General features: G+C 47.3%; 17 protein-coding genes. 16 read left to right on the forward strand and 1 reads right to left on the reverse strand.

The genetic code is table 11. The features are described 5' to 3' along the window. Positions 1 to 470 precede the first annotated feature (470 nt). The 9 genes from Dia5BBH33_RS00255 to Dia5BBH33_RS00290 all read left to right on the forward strand — a co-directional run bounded on the left by Dia5BBH33_RS00255 (position 471) and on the right by Dia5BBH33_RS00290 (position 9,276). Positions 471 to 1,556, forward strand: coding sequence for an IS3 family transposase (locus Dia5BBH33_RS00255; protein WP_456298279.1), 1,086 nt, complete (start codon positions 471 to 473; stop codon positions 1,554 to 1,556). Between the two features lie 729 nt (positions 1,557 to 2,285). Then, a complete protein-coding gene (locus Dia5BBH33_RS00260) occupies positions 2,286 to 2,498 on the forward strand; it encodes a FeoA family protein (RefSeq protein WP_022381574.1) in 213 nt (70 codons plus the stop codon). 18 nt (positions 2,499 to 2,516) lie between these two features. Continuing rightward, positions 2,517 to 2,741: a FeoA family protein gene (locus tag Dia5BBH33_RS00265; RefSeq protein ID WP_022381575.1), complete on the forward strand. Its 225-nt coding sequence runs from the start codon at positions 2,517 to 2,519 to the stop codon at positions 2,739 to 2,741. A 43-nt stretch (positions 2,742 to 2,784) separates the two neighbouring features. After that, on the forward strand, positions 2,785 to 4,929 hold the full coding sequence (gene feoB, locus Dia5BBH33_RS00270) for a ferrous iron transport protein B (RefSeq protein WP_108850177.1): 2,145 nt from the start codon (positions 2,785 to 2,787) through the stop codon (positions 4,927 to 4,929). A gap of 29 nt (positions 4,930 to 4,958) precedes the next feature. Next, positions 4,959 to 5,135, forward strand: coding sequence for a hypothetical protein (locus Dia5BBH33_RS10985; protein ID WP_022381578.1), 177 nt, complete (start codon positions 4,959 to 4,961; stop codon positions 5,133 to 5,135). A 333-nt stretch (positions 5,136 to 5,468) separates the two neighbouring features. Continuing rightward, the gene (locus Dia5BBH33_RS00275; RefSeq protein ID WP_022381579.1) at positions 5,469 to 5,729 is read left to right on the forward strand and encodes a hypothetical protein; all 261 of its coding nucleotides are present in this window, start codon (positions 5,469 to 5,471) and stop codon (positions 5,727 to 5,729) included. A 61-nt stretch (positions 5,730 to 5,790) separates the two neighbouring features. Next, positions 5,791 to 6,465: a Pr6Pr family membrane protein gene (locus Dia5BBH33_RS00280; protein ID WP_108850176.1), complete on the forward strand. Its 675-nt coding sequence runs from the start codon at positions 5,791 to 5,793 to the stop codon at positions 6,463 to 6,465. A gap of 103 nt (positions 6,466 to 6,568) precedes the next feature. Then, entirely contained in the window at positions 6,569 to 7,435 is an 867-nt protein-coding gene (locus tag Dia5BBH33_RS00285; RefSeq protein WP_143332108.1) for a hypothetical protein, read from the forward strand. Between the two features lie 617 nt (positions 7,436 to 8,052). Further along, the gene (locus tag Dia5BBH33_RS00290) at positions 8,053 to 9,276 is read left to right on the forward strand and encodes an IS110 family RNA-guided transposase (protein WP_143332109.1); all 1,224 of its coding nucleotides are present in this window, start codon (positions 8,053 to 8,055) and stop codon (positions 9,274 to 9,276) included. 360 nt (positions 9,277 to 9,636) lie between these two features. On the opposite strand, the gene Dia5BBH33_RS00295 is transcribed toward Dia5BBH33_RS00290, so the two are convergent. Beyond that, entirely contained in the window at positions 9,637 to 11,214 is a 1,578-nt protein-coding gene (locus Dia5BBH33_RS00295; RefSeq protein WP_143332110.1) for an IS1182 family transposase, read from the reverse strand. 70 nt (positions 11,215 to 11,284) lie between these two features. Between Dia5BBH33_RS00295 and Dia5BBH33_RS00300 the strand changes: the two genes are divergently transcribed. The 7 genes from Dia5BBH33_RS00300 to Dia5BBH33_RS00330 all read left to right on the forward strand — a co-directional run bounded on the left by Dia5BBH33_RS00300 (position 11,285) and on the right by Dia5BBH33_RS00330 (position 18,986). Beyond that, positions 11,285 to 11,569: a hypothetical protein gene (locus Dia5BBH33_RS00300; RefSeq protein WP_143332111.1), complete on the forward strand. Its 285-nt coding sequence runs from the start codon at positions 11,285 to 11,287 to the stop codon at positions 11,567 to 11,569. A gap of 1,219 nt (positions 11,570 to 12,788) precedes the next feature. Further along, positions 12,789 to 14,078, forward strand: coding sequence for an SLC13 family permease (locus tag Dia5BBH33_RS00305; protein WP_143332112.1), 1,290 nt, complete (start codon positions 12,789 to 12,791; stop codon positions 14,076 to 14,078). 143 nt (positions 14,079 to 14,221) lie between these two features. After that, positions 14,222 to 14,350, forward strand: a complete 129-nt coding sequence (locus Dia5BBH33_RS00310) for an OadG family protein (RefSeq protein WP_022383220.1) — start codon at positions 14,222 to 14,224, stop codon at positions 14,348 to 14,350. 21 nt (positions 14,351 to 14,371) lie between these two features. Continuing rightward, positions 14,372 to 15,496, forward strand: a complete 1,125-nt coding sequence (locus tag Dia5BBH33_RS00315) for a sodium ion-translocating decarboxylase subunit beta (protein WP_143332113.1) — start codon at positions 14,372 to 14,374, stop codon at positions 15,494 to 15,496. 786 nt (positions 15,497 to 16,282) lie between these two features. Beyond that, the gene (locus tag Dia5BBH33_RS00320) at positions 16,283 to 17,572 is read left to right on the forward strand and encodes an SLC13 family permease (protein WP_143332114.1); all 1,290 of its coding nucleotides are present in this window, start codon (positions 16,283 to 16,285) and stop codon (positions 17,570 to 17,572) included. A gap of 128 nt (positions 17,573 to 17,700) precedes the next feature. Beyond that, entirely contained in the window at positions 17,701 to 17,829 is a 129-nt protein-coding gene (locus Dia5BBH33_RS00325; protein WP_108850171.1) for an OadG family protein, read from the forward strand. Positions 17,830 to 17,861: 32 nt separating this feature from the next. Further along, positions 17,862 to 18,986, forward strand: coding sequence for a sodium ion-translocating decarboxylase subunit beta (locus Dia5BBH33_RS00330; RefSeq protein WP_108850162.1), 1,125 nt, complete (start codon positions 17,862 to 17,864; stop codon positions 18,984 to 18,986). Positions 18,987 to 19,307 lie beyond the last annotated feature (321 nt).

Consider the following 19,307-nt stretch of genomic DNA (forward strand, 5'->3'; position numbering starts at 1 on the left):
GCTATCCTCACGACATAAAAGTGTTGCGTCAATGGTGCCGGGAATTCAAGTTCTCCAGAGAGATTCACGAAGTAGACGGATTTGATGACGGATATTCTCTCAAACAAAAAACATTAGCCGTCAAATACTTCGTAAATTGCGGCGATCTGCGGCGCACCATCAGGGAAATAGGCTATCCCAGCAGCACGCAGAGATTGAAAATATGGGTTGAGAAATACAACCTTAACGAAAACGATCATTGGCAAGCTGACCAGAACCCTGTAAAATGGGGGCAAGATCGACAGACGGGAAGCAGTCCACTGATTCAGGAGAATCCATTCGAAGAAATTGAGATAGCCTCTAACGCTATCTACAAGGACTTAGGCTTCCTCGAGGAATTGTTCCAAAGGAGGCTGGCAACAATGTCTAAAAAGGACTCGGAAGTAACGATTGAATCTTTAAAAGAAGAAATGCAAGTACTGCTTAGAAATATGGAAAACCTCCGCAAAGAGAATAAAGCATTGCTGAAAGCCAATCAGTCACTGGGAGAGAAGACGAAGTCTCTTGATGAAAAGTGCCAGACACTTGCGAAAGAGTATAAGGAGCTTGGCGAGCAGACTCTTATTAAACGGATCGAGTACGAAGCCCTCGAGATAGCTGCAGAAACAATAAAAAAAGAAGAGGGCATCAGTCTAAAAACACTGACCAATCGGGAAAAAGCCATCGTGATTGATGCCCTTCTGAGCCGCAGCAAGTATCCCCTGAAGAAACTGCTGACGGTGCTAAATATGGCTAAAGCCTCATATTTCTACCAGAAATCCGCTATGAAGGCGGGAGATAAATATGCGGAAATACGCGAAACCATCAAAGACAAATTTAAGAAGAACCGGTCGGTTTATGGTTACCGGAGAATCTGGTTAGCGCTCAGAAAAGATGGGAAAATTCTTTCTGAGAAGCTCGTCCGCCGCTTTATGAAAGAGGATCATCTGGTTCCATACCGCAAAAAAGCTAAAAAGTATAGCTCCTACAAAGGAGAAATTTCACCTGCCCCTAATCTCGTTAACAGGAATTTTCATGCCGACGAACCAGGAAAGCTGCTTCTCACAGATATTACGGAATTCCACATATCTGCAGGGAAAGTATACCTGTCAGCTATAACTGACGTCTTTGACGGCAAGATTGTCGCATGGACGATCGGCACGTCGCCGAATGCCAAACTGGTCAATACCATGCTGGTAAAAGCGAGAGAGGCCCTGGGCGATGACAAGCATCCTATCGTTCATTCAGACCGCGGTATACATTACCAATGGCCTGGATGGATCGCCTTGATGAAGAAATTTGGCTGGACAAGATCCATGTCGAAAAAAGGGTGCTCGCCGGATAATGCTGCTTGTGAAGGTGTCTTTGGAAGAGTAAAAAACGAAATGTTCTATAATAGAAGCTGGATAGGTGTATCCATTAAAGAATTCATAGCTTACCTAGACGATTATCTTCATTGGTATAATGAAGACCGAATTAAAATTACCTTGGGCGGCATGAGTCCAGTAGAATACAGAGAAAGCTTAGGGATAATGTAAGTACTACCAGAATGGTCCAAAAAAATATCCGCACCCCCTTTCCACGGACGAAGTCCGGTTTTATGGTTTTCATCTCCCTCAATCCGCTTATATCAGCTAATTCTCTAATTGGATATACCCACACAAAAGGGGCCGTGCCAAAATGTGTAATCATTTTGATACAGCCCTTTTTTCTATTGCAGAAATCCCCCGTTTCCAGCATCAGAAACCAGGAACTCCCCGCGGAAGGGGAAGCGGAAAGGCCGTTTCTCATGCGGGCGGCGAGTACTTTCTCATGGTATGCAAGCGCGTATTCTAAGGGGATACCTAAACATTTATTGCGGATTTTGGACGCCTGTCCCAAACCGGACGCAGCATCATGGAAGAGAGAAAATATCGGAAATCCCGGGATTTATCCCATCATAAGGCACTTTTGGGAGCCTGCCATATTTAGGAAGTTAGATATAAAAAGAACGAATATCGAAAAAATTAAATTAAGTGAGCAAAAATTTAATTATATTAAATATGAAATTTAAAGTTTCAACCTACTTTATTTTCTAATTTCCTTAACAATAAACGGGATACAGAAAAATAATGAAAAGGACGACCTAATAAAAATTATTTTGAGATATTGACTAATTTTGAATACGTGCATTAAGATTATGACATAATCAACGATGGGGTGATTGGCCGGCGCCTTCGCGGAGCCGGAAAGAAATTCCTTTTTAAGAAAGCATCGAGGTGATATAAATGATGCCTCTCATATTTGCCAAGGAAGGCGAGACTGTGACGATACGCCGCATTTCAGGGAAAGACGACGTCCGCCAGCATCTGGCTGAGCTCGGATTTGTGATGGACGCAGAAGTTTTGATTGTCAGCCACATGGCAGGCAACCTGATCGTACAGGTCAAAGGGAGCCGCATTGCTCTCGACAAGTCCATGGCGCAGAGAATTTTCTTTTAAAGGAGGAAGGGAGCAGCTATGAAAACATTGAAGGAAGTGGCAGTCGGGGAGACCGCCAAGGTCAAGAAGATCGGCGGCAACGGACCGACGCGCCGCCGCATCATGGACATGGGCATCACAAAGGGAGTCGATGTCTTTGTCCGTAAGGTAGCACCACTGGGCGATCCGATCGAACTGACCGTCCGCGGCTACGAACTTTCCATCCGCAAGAGTGAAGCGGAAGTCATTGAAGTGGAAGAGTAATTTTCTCATATATTTATTTCCTTAAGGTAGGAAAGGAGTCAGAATGTCAATCAGAATCGCCCTTGCGGGCAATCCGAACTGCGGCAAGACGACACTGTTTAATGAATTGACCGGCAGCAACCAGTATGTGGGAAACTGGGCCGGCGTCACCGTAGAAAAGAAGGACGGCATCCTTAAAGGACACAAGGATGTCATTATCCAGGATCTTCCGGGGATCTATTCTTTGTCCCCGTATACACTGGAAGAAAAGGTAGCAAGAAATTACCTTGTCAACGAACAGCCTGACGTGATTCTGAATATCATCGATGGTACAAATCTGGAAAGAAACCTGTACCTCTCCACACAGCTGATTGAAATCGGACTGCCGGTCGTCATGGCAGTCAACATGATGGACCTCGTCAAGAAGAGCGGGGACAAGATCGACATCAAGAAGATGGGCGAGGAACTGGGCTGCGAAGTCGTGGAAATCTCCGCGCTGCAGGGCAAGGGCTGCAAGGAAGCTGCTGAAAGAGCCATCGAGGCTGCCAAGAGCGGCAGGAAGCACTGCCTGCCTTCCGTATTCACTGGAAGCGTAGAACACGCCATTGCGCACATTGAAGAATCCATCCATGACAAAGTGGACAAGGAATTCGTCCGTTGGTATGCCATCAAGGTATTTGAAAGAGACCATGATGCGACCGATGCACTGCAGCTCGATCCTAAGACTCTCGCTCACCTTGATACGCACATCAAGGACTGCGAAGATGAAATGGACGATGATTCCGAATCCATCATCATCAACCAGCGTTACTCCTATATCGGACGCATCATTTCCAGCGTCCTGACGAAGAAGCATGACTGCCATGCGATGACGGTCTCCGACAAGATCGACCGCGTCGTCACGAACCGTATCCTTGCTCTTCCGATTTTCTTCGCCATCATGACGTTTGTGTACTACATTTCCGTCACGACCATCGGCACATGGGCTACCGACTGGACGAATGACGTATTCTTCGGCGAATATGTCAATGATGCAGCTGCCGGCCTCATGGAAGCCATTGCCGCTCCTGACTGGCTGGAAAGCCTTGTCGTCGACGGCATCATCGGCGGCGTGGGCACCGTCCTTGGCTTCGTGCCGCAGATTGTTCTTATTTTCTTCTTCCTGGCACTCCTGGAAGACTCCGGATACATGGCGCGCGTCGCATTCATCATGGACCGCATTTTCCGCAAATTCGGCCTGTCCGGCAAGTCCTTCATTCCGATCCTGGTCGGAAGCGGCTGCGGCGTGCCGGCTGTCATGGCGACACGTACGATCGAAGATCAGCGTGACCGCCGCATGACCATCATGCTCTGCACCTTCATCCCGTGCTCCGCGAAGGCTGTCATCATTTCCATGATCACGTCCACCTTCTTCCCAGACTCGGTACTCATGGCTCCGGCTATGTACTTCCTGGGCATTGCCGTCATCGTTCTGGCGGGCATTGCTCTGAAGAAGACCTCTGCCTTTGCCGGCGATCCGGCACCTTTCGTCATGGAACTTCCGGCATACCATATTCCGGCTATGAAGGGCGTCATCCGTCATATGTGGGACAGAGCGAAAGGCTTCATCATCAAGGCAGGCACCATCATTTTTGCAGCCTGCGTCATCATCTGGTTCTTCTCCGCATTCAATGCGTCCATGGAAATGGTCGATATTGAAGACTCCATGCTCGCAGCCTTCGGCGGAGCTATTTCCTGGATCTTCGCACCGGTCGGTCTGGGCGACTGGAAAGGCGCCGTCGCTGTCATTTCCGCTGAAATGGCAAAGGAAAACGCTATCGGCACCCTTGCTGTCCTGAACGGCGTCGCTGCTGATGCAGAAGACATGGAACTCATGGCTGGCATTGCCGGTATGTTCACACCGATTGCCGCTTTCTCCTTCATGATCCTGAACCTGTTCGACCCGCCGTGCGTCGTTGCTATGGCTACGATTGCCCGTGAAATGGGCGACAGGAAATGGGCAGCTCTTGCCATCGGATTCCAGATCATGCTCGGATACGGCATGGCATTCGTCGCTTACAACATCGGAAGCTGGCTCTTCTACGGCGCCGCTTTCGGCATTGGACAAGTCCTTGCCATCGTCGTCAGCCTGGCAGCTCTCTGGATGATCGTCCGTCCTGCTCCCAAGAAGAAGGAAGAAATTCTGGAAGGAGCCGGCGTGAAGGCGTAAGCACCATTATTTCAGAAAGGGTGATTTCATTGAGCATTGGCGTTTACTTAGTCATTGCTGCCATCGCCATCCTCTTCGTCCTGGCATGCCGCCATATTTACAAGGTGACATTCGGCGGAGGAAGCTGCTGCGGAGGCGGGGACGGAGAATGTCCGGCCTGCAAAGCACGCAGCATGGAACTGCATGGGGGCATCAAGAACTCCTGAGTAAGGAAATTTCCAATCATGAAAGATGTCTGGGTCATCGGGCTCAGGCATCTTTTTTTATTGCCCGGAAGATATTTCGCTCAATTTCGCTTGAAAAAGCCCCTCTTACGCAAGGGCGGAAAAGAAACGACTGATTACTCGTTCAAAAAGATGCCGGCTTAAAAACGCCTTTTTCTTTGAAAACGGGCAGAGATCTTTTTTCATGGACATATAGAATATATTTTTTATTTGTATTGCTATCATGAACAAAAACTATTAAAATAAGAGCAATATGCTTTTAACGTTTTTTACAAGATTAACGCGGCCTTCCCGCGCAAAGGAGAAATCACAAGGATGAAAGCACGTGGACTTTTATTTGGCGTAGCTGTCGCTTTCGCCATTTGGAACATTATGGTAAATGGTGTGAACGTAAGAACCGTTGCCATTGCCGTTATGATCCTTCTCTGTCTGGCTATGAATATTTACAACTACCACCAGAAGAAGAAAATCAGGCAGGAGGAAGAGGACCAGATCCGTGAGAAGGAAGAAGTCCGCCGTCTTCGCGCTGAAGCCCGCCATAAGCAGTCTAGAAGAGGAAAGAGAAACAAGAAATAAGCATTTTCCAAATGCTGATCCGGGATGAAAGTTCCCGCTAGTCTTTCCTTTCGAGGTGCATATGCCGGTCGCTTTAATTTACCGCTGGGTGATCTTCGTCCTTCTGATCATAGGGCTGATCCTCCTGATGAAGCATAAGGTCCTGACGCCTTTTGTTTTTTGGTCAAGAATCCAGTACTACACATTTTCCACATTTACCCTGTTCGTACTCTGGCTGGGCGCGACGCTCATGAAAGTGGACATGCCGGTTCTTTATACCGCCGACTTCCGCTACGCTGTCGCAGCGAGCCTTGGGACACTGTCGCTCATGTACCATCTCATCGTGCGGCCGGGCGCCATAAGGACCCACAAGCTGAACGACATCAGCTACGAACACTTTTCCTTTTACAACTACATATTCCATTACATCATTCCGATCCTGATGATGATCGACTACATTCTCTTCGTAGACAAGCGCGAAATGCACTGGTACACCATGATCACATGGATGGTTTACCCTGCACTCTATGTCGTCTTCGTCTACTTCAGGGCATGGCTGACGATCGTTCTCCACGGGAAGAGCCATCTCTATCCCTACACCTTCATGGATCCGAATTTCCATAATATCCTTGTCATCACGAAAGGCGTCCTCATGGTAGGCCTGCGCTTCTTCATCATCGGCATCATCGTCTATGCCGTCGGAGCAGGCCTCTGGGCACTTGGCATTCCGCCCCTTTCCTGGACGTTTAATGGATGATGGATAAGACGGATGCATGCGGGCTTCCCGCTTCTGCAGATGTCCGTATGTTATAATCAATGCATTGATTTCCCTTTATTGCTGCTCAAAAGGAGTATGAAGCATGGCAAATAAGATTACACAGACTGGATCCCCGAAAGATTTCGTCGACCATTCCTATTTTTACAAACCCTATATGATTCCTGCAGTGTTAGGATTCATCCTCTGGGCAGCCTACGTATGCTGGACCGGCTACTGGGGCATCGTCCACGGCCGCGTTCCTGTCATTGATATCGGCATGCAGATTGCCATCCTCTGGTGGTTGCTCGATACCGTCCTCACCAAGACCGTTTACCGCCTGGAAGATGATGGGCTCTACATGCTGAAGACCGGCGTAGGCCACAAGAAGGAAATCATCATTCCTTATGATGAAATCTACGGCGTGCACCACTTCAAGAACCAGCTCATGAAGCCGGTCACCTACCGCTATACATTCCATGAATACGCAAAGATGGACAACCGTCCGATCTGGTCCCTCCTCTACGATATCGGAAGCACCCAGAAAGTCGGCCGCGTCCTCATGAAAGCCTCTGAAGAATTCTGGAAGGAATTCGAAAAGAGAATGCCCGGCCAGATCCGCATCCCGCAGGAAGAAGTCGTCACCTTTACCTATAAAGGCATGGAAAAGAAACTCCGTGAACAGGGCTACTTCAAGGAACATCCGGAAATGGACTTCGAAGAAGGCATCAAGCAGCTCCGCCAGAAGGGCACCGAAATGGGCGGCCGCGCTGACGAACTGACAGGCGAAGACTTCCACGGCGAAGACTTCCACGGCGAAGAAGTCGAACTCAAGGACGGCACCAGAACCGATACATTGGAAGCTGCCAGAAAGAAAGGCATTGCTACCAGCGACGCAAAGGAAAAAGCGCCGGAAGAAACCGCCAAGGAAGAACCGGCCAAGAAAGAAACAGAAGCAAAAGAGACGAAGTAAAAAACAAATGAGGGCTGTGACAAAGTGTGCAAACATTTTGTCACAGCCCTTTTTCTATTGGAATATTCCATTGGAGGATTATCTGACATAAATATAGGCCTGTGTTATCTGAAAACCATAGGCGATGATGCTTCGCCTTCTTAGAAAATGCAACTCTTTCTCCCAGCAACAGAAAAGTGATAGGCTGGGCACTTTCCCCTCCGGGGACAGTTCTGCGATGTGAAATATAAGAAATCAGTTCTAATTTGTCTTGAACTTATATACCTACGGCTGAGGAAATGCAACTCATCCGACCCGTACACTAAGACTTATGTCATTATCATGAATCACTTCTATACCAACTGGTATACGGCCCACCTAGTACAATAGAAGTGTAGTAGATAGGTCGCTCCTATCCGCTGCACTTATTGCATATAATTAGGGAAGTAGATGGCTTGACGGCGGTCCCCCGGTCCGTTTACTGGACGTAGGGAAGAGGGTCAGCCTTCCCCTTATTATGTGTGCTCGCGTTAGGCAGGTTTATCTCCGTGTTCGTGTAAAAAACTAGTTTGAGTGGTAATAAGTGTGTGAAGGATTAGCGTCTACCAACTACAAATATCTTTTATAGGAGGTCACTTATGATCTGTGTAGGTATTGATGTATCCAAGAGAAAAAGTACGGTGTGTTTCATGGCGCCTGGCGACAAGATCATCCGCAGGCCCTTTGATGTTAAGCACACAAAAGAGGAACTTCAGCCTCTGGTCGATGAAATTCGGGTACAAGCAAAGTATGACGAGATAAAAGTCGTCATGGAATCAACAGGCGTCTATCACCTGTCGATAGCCTATTTCTTGCAGCAGAATGGGATTTTTGTATCTGTCGTCAACGCTCTGAAGGTTGCTAATTTTAATAAGGCAGAGAACTTCAGACACACAAAGACAGACTCCATCGACTCCACGAATATTGCCAGATATGGAATCGCTTATTGGGCAAAGTTACCGCAATTCGATCTTAATGGAGATAAGTATTTCCTCTTGAAGAGACTCTGCGATGCTTATCTTAACTTTTCGGAGGAAAGAAGCCGCATCCTTCTCCAGCTGCAAAGTCAATTGGAGCAGACCATGCCAGGAATCTTCGATCTTTTCGGAGGATTCGACATAAACAGCGGTAAAGACAAACTGCTGGATTTCCTGGAAAGGTATTGCCACATTGAGGATATTATTGCTAAATCGGAAGCAGAATTTGTCGCATCTTATCGCGAATGGGCAAAAGAAAAAGGATACCGTTCCAATGAGAGTAAAGCAGCGACGATCTACGCTCAAGCAAAGAATGGTATCCCTTCCATCCCCAATAATCCAATTGTTAGAGAAACCAGCATGTGGTATGTCGGATTACTGAGAAGAGCCGACGAGGCTCTTATGGCTAGTTTAACACGAATGGAAGATATAGCCAAGGATCTGCCGGAATATGAACTCGTCGGCGAGATGGGCGGAGTCGGAAGAGTTACCAGAGTAGCGCTTATTGCCCAGATCGGAGATGTGAGACGCTTTAAAAACAAGCATTCTCTGATCTGCTTTGCAGGCCTGACCCCATCAATACATGAATCAGGGAAATTCCGAGCCTCGCAGAATTACATAGTAAAGAAAGGTCCTGCGCGGCTGCGGAAAGTATTGTATCAAGTAATGATGTCGTTAGTTATGCATAAAATCCCCAAAGATGATGCAGTATATAGGTTCATAAAGAAGAAAGAGGCAGAAGGAAAGTATAAAAAAGTAGCAAAAGTAGCAGGAATGGCTAAGTTTTTACGAATATACTACGGCCGGGTGATGCATTTGTATCGCGACTTAGGCCTTGCTGCGTAAATAAGGCAAACAAGTGAAGAAAAGCGGAAAAAGCCGAGTGTGAGATCGGCTTTTTCGTAGTGCAATGAATTAGTCGGCCAAACTCCAAAATCTAATCAGTTAGGATCAGTCAGGAAATCCGACAAGAAATTCTATAAGAAATTCAAAAAATACCAAAAAATTAAAATTGGGGCTTGTTCTTGTGTAGCAGGTCTTCCCTTCCAGGGCAAGGTTAAAGGGGGCTGTGACAAAATGGTTAATCATTTTGTTGCAGCCTCTTTTTTGCGTCTTTATTTCATCATTTTTAGCTCTGCTGTAAGCCTTTTACGTAAAAATGCGCGTAAGCCCCCTTACCCCCATAAGACTTTTAATTATATTGTCTTAGGCGGCAATCCTTATACGCATTATTTTTGTGATGTATTTCCTTAAATTATAGCCAAGTGCTACCAGGTATAACTCGGCTTTTACAGAATCTATCCCTTTTCTGACGATTCTTTTGTACCATCTGTCATGTTTCATGATTCCAAAAGTTCCTTCAGCCTGGATTGACCGGTTCATTCTTAGCAGGGCTCCATGGATGCTTTCCAGATTATCCTGAACCTCCTGGTACATGTTATTCCGTTCTCTGCTCAATGAGATTCTTTTGTTCTTCGGGGTCTTTTTACATTGCTCTGCCAGCGGGCATCCTTGGCAGTCTTCGCATTCAAATACTTCCTCCTGCCTGCCGTATAAGTTCCCTCTGACCAGATGTCTATAGATAAATTTGAAAGCCCTGTCATTTGGACAACGGATGGTTCCATTCTCATCAACTCTAAAGTTTATTGGCCGAAACGGATTGGTATGGTATTTCTTGTCTTTCGTTTCTTTCTTGTACATGGGGAATTTCATATACTTTTCCATACCGTGCTGCTCGCAATAGATGTAATTGTTGAAAGATCCATATCCTGCATCTGCCACAGGATACTTAGGATAAGCCCCATAGACTTCGTGGAATTCCTCCATCAGCGGTACGAAGCAATCCATATCTGAACGATACTGGTTAACATCAATTACGGCAATAAATTCATCGGCAACACCTATTTGGACATTGTATGCAGGCAGAAGCTGATCATTTCCCATGTAGTCCGACTTGATTCGCATGAATGTTGCATCCGTATCGGTCTTCGAATAACTGTTTCTGGAAGTACCGCATATCTGTATCTTCTCAACATATTCTTCAAGTTTTGATGTATATGCCTTAAGCTGCTCATACTTGCGTTGATGATCGGACTTGCGATGCCCGCTTCCATGAACAAAGGCCGTCTCATCAATCTGCCAGATTTCTTTTAATTTATCCAATACCAGACGCAGATAGTCCGGAGCGTATTCTGTATTGATGTTTACACTCATATGGTCATACTTAAGATCATCATTGAGTAACTCAAAAAGGCTGGTAATCTTGGCAAAATGCTTGTAGCGGGATTTTTCAGCGGATTTCTTCCATACCCAGCTGTATTTATTTGCGTTCGCTTCAAACTTGGAACCGTCAATATATATATGCTGCAAATCCACGTTGAGTTTGCCGCAGAGTTCTTTCGTAATTGAATAAAAGATATCCTTGAGAGAATACTTAAGAAAGCCCTTCACGAAATGACAGAATGTCCGATAGGATGGGGCTTCATAATTCATCAGGTACATATATCTGATATTAACCCTGCAATTATCTTCAAGTTTTCTAAAAGAGCAATATCCTTCTTCTGCGAAACCATAGATGATCGTTTTCAGCATGTTGACGGGATTATACCTGGGTCTGCCAGCGCCACGCGTCGGTATGTAACGAAGGTACTTTTTAAGATCGATTTCCTCCATAAATCTGTCATACATTAAAACAGGATCATCGACATTGAGAATCTCAGAGGGAAACATTGGCAAAATGCCTTGTTCTGCGGTAAAATGATTGCTAGTGTTGTTATTTTTCATTGTAAAAAATTATAACACGAAAGGCTCTGCCCCGGACCAAATGATCCGGGGCAGAGCCTTTTTTGTTGGGATGAATTTTGTCACATCCCCTTTTTTGATGCACGAAAGCGGCCGTGACTCCGCTCAGATTTCGCGAGAAACGCAAAAATCGGGGTCTCAGAGCGATTTGCAGAGATTGCGCGGGAAGAAGGTCGAAGGCCGCCTTAAACCTGCTGAAGCGGACAGGGCGCTTGATGGATACAGCCTTTCCTCAGATGCCGGGCTGGCTGCCCCCCGACGGAGGGAAGTGGCGCCGTCAGGCGACGAAAGGGGGGTAGGAGGGATTTACGAAAGGTTTCAAACAAATAAGAACTGAGCTTTTTCTTTTATTCCGCATGAAGCTGTCTCCGTTAGGAGAAAGTGGACCGTATACTGATTGACTCTATATTAATATCGGTACTGGCTCAATGGTCCTGTACGGGCCGAAAGAGGTGCATTTTCTACGAGTATTAGCGAGCACTCGCCTTCCCTGACAGGAAAGCACTTCCTCTTGCGCCGAAAGTGTTTCGATTCCACAAGCCTTGCCTCTGTTTTCCTGGTTTCAGATAACGCCGGGCACCTATGCCGGAATCCCCGTGCTGAATGCTTCCTGAAGGAGGGACTGTAAACATGACTGCATTTGCAGCTTCCTTGACGCAGAGGCGCGGCCCCACTCAGATTTCGCGAAAAACGCAAAATTTAGGGACTCAGAGCGATTTGCTGATATTGCGCGGGAAAGAAGGACGACGAAATAGAAACGCGCTTTAGAGGCGCTCTCAGGGGCAAAAATGAAAGAAAGCATGAAAGCGGATGAAATCCGTCGATATCCGAAGCGATTCATGATAAAAAATGATGGAAATCTGTCATGAAAGATAGGAATTGTTTGCCATTCGCAACAAAAATAAGGAAAAATCGGAAAAATCTTTTATAAAATAAATCTATTGGTAATTATAGAGAAACCATGAAATGAGCGGATTTTTCCAAGAAGTATCGTATACAAACTATTCTTTGTTTAGGGCTGACAAAAGTTAACGGCCAAAAGATGTTTTCCTATTAGAAATGAGAGATTTTTGCATGAAAAAGCTATTAATCGGGCGTATAGGTTAGATTTTAAGTTATGTATCAAATAAATTGATAAGTGAGTGAAAGTCATCGAGCCGAAAATATCCGTTGAGATTCAGCGAGATAAACGAAGATAAAATGCATAAACATAGTACACATACCTAAAAAACGGTAAAAGTACTATGTTTTTTTGTAAATTCCGTGCTTTTCTTGTACCATTAACTCAGACGCTTCACAGGGGAGCGTACTTCAAGGCGGACCCGGCCGGGAACCCGGGACGTAGAAAAAGGAGGATAGCAGTCCGGTTGGTTTCCAGAATTATGAGGGGGCTCATCAAGATCCGCGTTCTGCAATATTAATTTCTTAAATCAGTTACTTAATGAGTTAGATGGATTAGAGCATGGACCTCTTCACTTTTCTGGAAAATACTCTTGGCCGCAAAAAGCGGCAGGCATTCTTTGAAAACAAGAATAACAATAAGAAAGGTGGTTTTTATGGATCCAGCGATTATCACACTATGTGTGCTTGCGGTTGCAGCATTCCTGTTCGTCACCGAACTGATTCCGCTGGCTGTCACAGCTATGGCAGCTTGTACCGCACTGGGCATTCTGGGAGTACTTCCGTCTAAACAGGTATATGCGGGACTCTCAAACTCCACAGTCGTACTCTTCGGCGGCATGTTCGTCATCGGCGCGGCTATGTTCAAGACAGGCCTTGCCGAAGCAATCGGCGTAGCCGTCGTCAAGAAGGCAGGAACGAATGAGATTCCGCTCATGGCAGCTATCATGCTCGTCACGATCGTTCTCTCCTCCCTATCCTCCAACACTGGTACCGTAGCTTGCCTGATGCCGGTTATCGTAGGCATCTGCCAGGCAGCTAAGATTCCGGCATCCAAGGAACTCATGCCTCTGGCTATCGCTGCTAACGTCGGCGGCACGATCACCATGATCGGTACCCCGCCAAACGTCATCGTTACCGGCGCCCTCGCAGCAGCAGGACTCCCGACCTTCGGATTCTTCGAATTCGCTAAGATCGGTGTGCCGCTCTCCATCATCATTCTCCTCTACACACTCTTCGTAGGCCGTCACTTCCTGCCGGAAAAATCCGCAGGCCAGATGGACGAAGAAGCAGTGAAGGCTGCTAAGGAAGAGGCAGGCGCAGGCGGAGATGCTCCGAAGAGCAAAACAAAGATGTGGATTTCCGGCCTGATCCTGATCGGCGTCGTTCTGGCTATGGCTCTTGGTCTCAAGAACCTGCCGCTCCACACCGCTGCCGTTACCGGCGCTATTCTCTGCGTCATTACCGGATGCCTCAAGGAAAAAGAAGCATATGCAGGTATTGACTGGGTAACCATTTTCCTGTTCGCAGGCATGCTTTCCGTTGCAACCGCAATGGACAAGACCGGCGCAGGCAAACTGATTGCTGATACCGTCGTAGGTATGATGGGCGCAAACCCGAACCCGTATGTCCTGACAACAGTACTGTTCCTGATTTCCAACATTCTCACGCAGTTCATGTCCAACACCGCATCCGCAGCGCTCCTCGCTCCGATCGGAATTTCCATTGCACAGTCCATCGGCGTCGATCCGAAACCGGTTCTGATGGCACTCGGCATTGCGGCATCCTGCGCATTCGCCACACCAATGGCTACTCCGCCAAACACCCTCGTCCTCGGACCTGGCGGATTCTCCTTCAATGACTACGTCAAAGTCGGCGTTCCGATGTGCGTGCTGTCTCTTGTAGTCAGCGTTATCATCATCCCGATCATGTGGCCATTTCATTAATTGTGAATCGTCCTTGAAGGGCAAGATGCTTCTGCATCTGACGAAGGAGGGGTCCGGATTTTCCCGAATCCCTCCTTCCTTGTTTTAAGCGGCTCTGCCGCGGGCATCCTTAGATGCCTTATCGTAGAAAGGTGGATTAATACATGGCAACTCCAAGCCCGCTTTCCATTTGTCTCACCAACATGGTAATCGTGTTCGCCGTTCTGATTTTCCTGGCGTTCGTTATCCAGCTCATTCATGTTATTGACCCGACAAAGGCAAAGAAAAAATAATCAAATAGGAGGATACTAAATATGGACGGCTTTATGAGAGCACTTGCTTCCGTATGGACAGACTCTGGCTTTGCCTCTCTGACCTGGGAAAACATTGTTATGATTTTAGTAGGACTTGTCCTGCTGTACCTGGCAATTGCAAAAGAATATGAACCTCTTCTGCTTCTGCCAATCGCATTCGGCGATATTATGGCTAACTTCCCGAACACCGGCTTTGAAACCGATATGGGCGTTATGATGGCCATTGGATTTGGTATTAAGTATGAAATTTTCCCGCCGCTGATTTTCATGGGCGTAGGTGCCATGACGGACTTTGGTCCGCTTATCGCTAACCCGAAAATGGTTTTTCTGGGCGCTGCAGCTCAGATCGGCGTATTCGTAGCCCTTGCAGGCGCTATGCTCCTCGGCTTCAATGTCCAGGAAGCAGCTTCCATCGGCATCATCGGCGGCGCTGATGGCCCGACCGCTATTTACCTGACAACTAAACTGGCTCCACACCTCTTGGGTGCTATCGCAGTTGCCGCTTACTCTTACATGTCCCTGGTTCCGCTGATTCAGCCACCGATCATGAAACTTTGCACCACCAAAGAACAGCGTCAGATCCGCATGGTCAACCTTCGTCCTGTAACCCACTTCGAAAAAGTTGCATTCCCGATCGTCGTTGCTATCGTAGTTTCCCTGCTTCTGCCGCCAGTAGCAGCCCTGATGGGATGCCTCTGCCTCGGCAACCTGTTTGAAGTTTCCGGTGTTACCGCTCGTCTGTCCGATACCGCTCAGAACGCACTGTGCAACATCGTTACCATTTTCCTTGCAACCGGCACAGGCCTGACCATGACCGGCGACAAGTTCCTTCGTATCCAGACCATCGAAATCATCGTTCTCGGCCTGATCGCATTCGCAGCTGGCACCGCTGGCGGCGTCCTCTTCGGCCAGATCATGAGAATCGCATCTGGCAACAAGGTAAACCCGCTGATCGGTTCCGCGGGCGTATCTGCAGTTCCGATGGCAGCTCGTGTTTCCCAGGTTGTAGGTCTGAAGGATAACCCGTCCAACTACCTGCTGATGCAGGCAATGGGCCCGAACGTAGCAGGCGTTATCGGTACTGCAGTAGCAGCCGGCACCATGCTCGCACAGTTCGGAGGCTAAGACTGGAATTCTTCGGTCTTATCGCATAAAAGCATATCGCTTATAACGAAATCCGCAGAAAGAAGAGACTTCCGTCTCCGATTTCCGCGGATTTTTATTTCTAATAATTTTTTAGATTTTGACGGTTTTTGTCACTTTTATTGTCAACTTTGCATAGATTGCGACGTTTTTACTGAGAACGATTTTGATGATAATTATTATCACTAGCCGAATTAATAAATAGATAGCTATGAAATGAAAATATTCAATCTGATTTCAGGAAAATAGAAAGTATAAGATGGAAATGCTTAGCAATTATATAGCATCCTAAGATATAGATACCTATATTTTATTGCATAGTATACGACAGATACGCTCAATGATGCGCAAAGTGAATACATAGAGATGAGATAGGAATGATTAGCAAAGTTTATAAATGGAATGGGATTAATTATAAACTAAATATAACGTAAGTATAACAGAAACGATTAGAAAACGATTGAAACGAGGGAAAGCGAGTTTGAAAAAATTGTTTCCCATATATACAATGGGTTCAGGTGCATGTGCCGGAGGGGGAAATCCGGTACAAATCCAGGACCTGCTCCGGGTCGTCAGAAAGGAGGATAGCAGGTTTCCAAGGAGCTATTTCAGTTTCCGGGGGAAACAGAAGGATTCATCTATCTATCCAGCTATTATCAATCATATATATGAATCCCACACTCTTCCGGGAAATTCTTCCAATTCCGCTTTCCAAAGCACCCAAGGAAAGCCCGTGGAATGAAAAATGAATAAGGAAGGTGAACATTCATGGATCCAGCTATAACCACCCTGTGTGTACTCGCAGTGGCAGCATTCCTTTTCGTAACCGAGCTGATCCCTCTGGCTGTCACAGCAATGGCAGCTTGTACCGCACTGGGCATTCTGGGCGTACTTCCGTCCAAGCAGGTCTATGCAGGTCTCTCCAATTCCACCGTCGTACTTTTCGGTGGTATGTTCGTTATCGGCGCAGCTATGTTCAAAACTGGCCTCGCTGAAGCAATCGGCGTTGCAGTAGTTAAGAAGGCAGGTACAGGCGAAATTCGTCTGATGGGCGCAATCATGCTCGTCACCATCGTACTGTCCTCCGTATCGTCCAACACCGGTACAGTTGCTTGCTTGATGCCAGTTATCATCGGTATCTGCCAGGCAGCTAAAATCCCGGCATCCAAAGAATTGATGCCTCTGGCTATCGCTGCTAACGTCGGCGGTACCATCACCATGATCGGTACCCCGCCAAACGTCATCGTTACCGGCGCTCTGGCTGCAGCAGGACTCCCGACATTCGGATTCTTCGAATTCGCTAAGATCGGTATTCCGCTGTCCATCATCATCCTTCTCTACACCCTGTTCGTTGGCCGTCACTTTCTGCCGGTTCATAACGCAGGCGACATGGATGAAGAAGCTGTCAAAGCAGCTAAAGAAGAAGCAGGCTCCGCTGGAGATGCTCCGAAGAGCAAAACAAAGATGTGGATTTCCGGCCTGATCCTGATCGGCGTCGTTCTGGCTATGGCTCTTGGTCTTAAGAACCTCCCGCTGCACACCGCAGCAGTTACCGGCGCAATCCTCTGCGTCATCACAGGCTGCCTGAAAGAAAAAGAAGCATATGCAGGCATCGACTGGGTAACAATCTTCCTGTTCGCAGGTATGCTTTCCGTTGCAACAGCAATGGATAAGACCGGCGCAGGCAAACTGATCGCTGATACTGTCGTAGGTATGATGGGATCCAACCCGAACCCGTACGTCCTGACCGCTGTACTGTTCCTGATTTCCAATATCCTGACACAGTTCATGTCCAACACTGCATCTGCAGCACTCCTGGCACCGATCGGTATTTCCATCGCTCAGGAAGTAGGATGCGATCCGAAACCAGTACTGATGGCACTTGGTATCGCAGCTTCCATGGCATTCGCAACACCAATGGCTACTCCGCCAAACACCCTGGTACTTGGACCTGGCAACTTTACATTTAACGATTATGTAAAAGTCGGCGTTCCGATGTGCTTGCTTTCCTGGGTAGCTTGCGTAGTCATCATCCCGATCTTCTGGCCATTCCATTAATCGGCTGGAACGATTAAACGATTAAGCAACATATCAATGATGAGGATCTCTTCCGGCCTGGCCGGAAGAGGCTCCTTATTTTTACTCTCGAACGAGAGTTTCTCGCAGATAGAAAGGTGGATTAATACATGGCAACTCCAAGCCCACTTTCCGTTTGTATCACCAACATGGTTATTGTATTCGCAGTTCTGATTTTCCTGGCTTTCGTCATTCAGCTGATTCACGTCATCGACCCAACCAAGAACAAGAAGAAATAATTCAATAACTATATTAATAGGAGGATACAAATATGGATGGCTTTATGAGAGCACTCGTTTCCGTATGGACAGACTCCGGCTTTGCCGCTCTGACCTGGGAAAACGTGGTTATGATTCTGGTAGGACTTGTCCTGCTGTACCTGGCAATCGCAAAAGAATATGAACCTCTTCTGCTTCTGCCAATCGCATTCGGCGATATTATGGCTAACTTCCCGAACACCGGCTTTGAAACCGATATGGGCGTTATGATGGCCATTGGATTTGGTATTAAGTATGAAATTTTCCCGCCGCTGATTTTCATGGGCGTAGGTGCCATGACGGACTTTGGTCCGCTTATCGCTAACCCGAAGACGGTTCTTCTGGGCGCAGCTGCTCAGATCGGCGTATTCGTCGCTCTGGCCGGCGCTATGATGCTCGGCTTCAACGTTCAGGAAGCAGCTTCCATCGGTATCATCGGTGGTGCTGACGGCCCGACCGCTATTTATCTGACAACTAAACTGGCTCCACACCTCTTGGGTGCTATCGCAGTTGCCGCTTACTCTTACATGTCTCTGGTTCCGCTGATTCAGCCGCCGATCATGAAGCTCTGCACCACAAAAGCACAGCGCTCCATTAAGATGGTCAACCTTCGTCCTGTAACTCACTTCGAAAAGGTTGCATTCCCGATCGTCGTTGCTATCGTAGTTTCCCTGCTTCTGCCGCCAGTAGCAGCCCTGATGGGATGCCTCTGCCTCGGCAACCTGTTTGAAGTTTCCGGTGTTACCGCTCGTCTGTCCGATACCGCTCAGAACGCACTGTGCAACATCGTTACCATTTTCCTTGCAACCGGCACAGGCCTGACCATGACCGGCGACAAGTTCCTTCGTATCCAGACCATCGAAATCATCGTTCTCGGCCTGATCGCATTCGCAGCTGGCACCGCTGGCGGCGTACTGTTCGGCCAGATCATGAGAATCGCATCTGGCAACAAGGTAAACCCGCTGATCGGTTCCGCGGGCGTATCTGCAGTTCCAATGGCAGCTCGTGTTTCCCAGGTTGTAGGTCTGAAGGATAACCCGTCCAACTACCTGCTGATGCAGGCAATGGGCCCGAACGTAGCAGGCGTTATCGGTACTGCAGTTGCTGCAGGCACCATGCTCGCACAGTTCGGAGGCTGATCGTAAGATCAAACGAATTGAAAAGACGCGTCTCTTCGGAGGCGCGTCTTTTTGTGCGATCCGGGGCTTACGGCAGGGAAAAAAGGAAATAAAGAGGACAGGATAAGGCCAGGAAAGGGAAGTATATCAAAATGCGAAAAAATGGAACAAATAGTATACCTTCTATAAAAAAGAAAGCTGTAAATAATGACAGGCAAGTGCAGATTCAGGAACATGAATAAAATCGGTAAATACAGGGATTTCCTGAGATATCACCGCTATATAAACAACGCTTATAAGCCTTTATCGTAAATGTTGATAGGCATTCATTTAGATATGCAT

Origin of the sequence: Dialister hominis, from assembly GCF_007164725.1 — a bacterium.
Classification (GTDB): domain Bacteria; phylum Bacillota; class Negativicutes; order Veillonellales; family Dialisteraceae; genus Dialister; species Dialister hominis.

Excerpts from the sequence above, each read along its gene's own strand:
- Dia5BBH33_RS00305 (WP_143332112.1), top strand. The coding sequence starts at position 12,789 with ATGGATCCAGCGATTATCACACTATGTGTGCTTGCGGTTGCAGCATTC.
- Dia5BBH33_RS00300 (WP_143332111.1), top strand. The coding sequence starts at position 11,285 with ATGAATTTTGTCACATCCCCTTTTTTGATGCACGAAAGCGGCCGTGAC.
- Dia5BBH33_RS00265 (WP_022381575.1), top strand. The coding sequence starts at position 2,517 with ATGAAAACATTGAAGGAAGTGGCAGTCGGGGAGACCGCCAAGGTCAAG.
- Dia5BBH33_RS00290 (WP_143332109.1), top strand. The coding sequence starts at position 8,053 with ATGATCTGTGTAGGTATTGATGTATCCAAGAGAAAAAGTACGGTGTGT.
- Dia5BBH33_RS00310 (WP_022383220.1), top strand. The coding sequence starts at position 14,222 with ATGGCAACTCCAAGCCCGCTTTCCATTTGTCTCACCAACATGGTAATC.
- Dia5BBH33_RS00285 (WP_143332108.1), top strand. The coding sequence starts at position 6,569 with ATGGCAAATAAGATTACACAGACTGGATCCCCGAAAGATTTCGTCGAC.
- Dia5BBH33_RS00330 (WP_108850162.1), top strand. The coding sequence starts at position 17,862 with ATGGATGGCTTTATGAGAGCACTCGTTTCCGTATGGACAGACTCCGGC.
- Dia5BBH33_RS00325 (WP_108850171.1), top strand. The coding sequence starts at position 17,701 with ATGGCAACTCCAAGCCCACTTTCCGTTTGTATCACCAACATGGTTATT.
- Dia5BBH33_RS00320 (WP_143332114.1), top strand. The coding sequence starts at position 16,283 with ATGGATCCAGCTATAACCACCCTGTGTGTACTCGCAGTGGCAGCATTC.
- Dia5BBH33_RS00295 (WP_143332110.1), bottom strand. The coding sequence starts at position 11,214 with ATGAAAAATAACAACACTAGCAATCATTTTACCGCAGAACAAGGCATT.
- Dia5BBH33_RS00260 (WP_022381574.1), top strand. The coding sequence starts at position 2,286 with ATGATGCCTCTCATATTTGCCAAGGAAGGCGAGACTGTGACGATACGC.
- Dia5BBH33_RS00255 (WP_456298279.1), top strand. The coding sequence starts at position 471 with ATGGAAAACCTCCGCAAAGAGAATAAAGCATTGCTGAAAGCCAATCAG.
- Dia5BBH33_RS00275 (WP_022381579.1), top strand. The coding sequence starts at position 5,469 with ATGAAAGCACGTGGACTTTTATTTGGCGTAGCTGTCGCTTTCGCCATT.
- Dia5BBH33_RS00280 (WP_108850176.1), top strand. The coding sequence starts at position 5,791 with ATGCCGGTCGCTTTAATTTACCGCTGGGTGATCTTCGTCCTTCTGATC.
- Dia5BBH33_RS00315 (WP_143332113.1), top strand. The coding sequence starts at position 14,372 with ATGGACGGCTTTATGAGAGCACTTGCTTCCGTATGGACAGACTCTGGC.
- feoB (WP_108850177.1), top strand. The coding sequence starts at position 2,785 with ATGTCAATCAGAATCGCCCTTGCGGGCAATCCGAACTGCGGCAAGACG.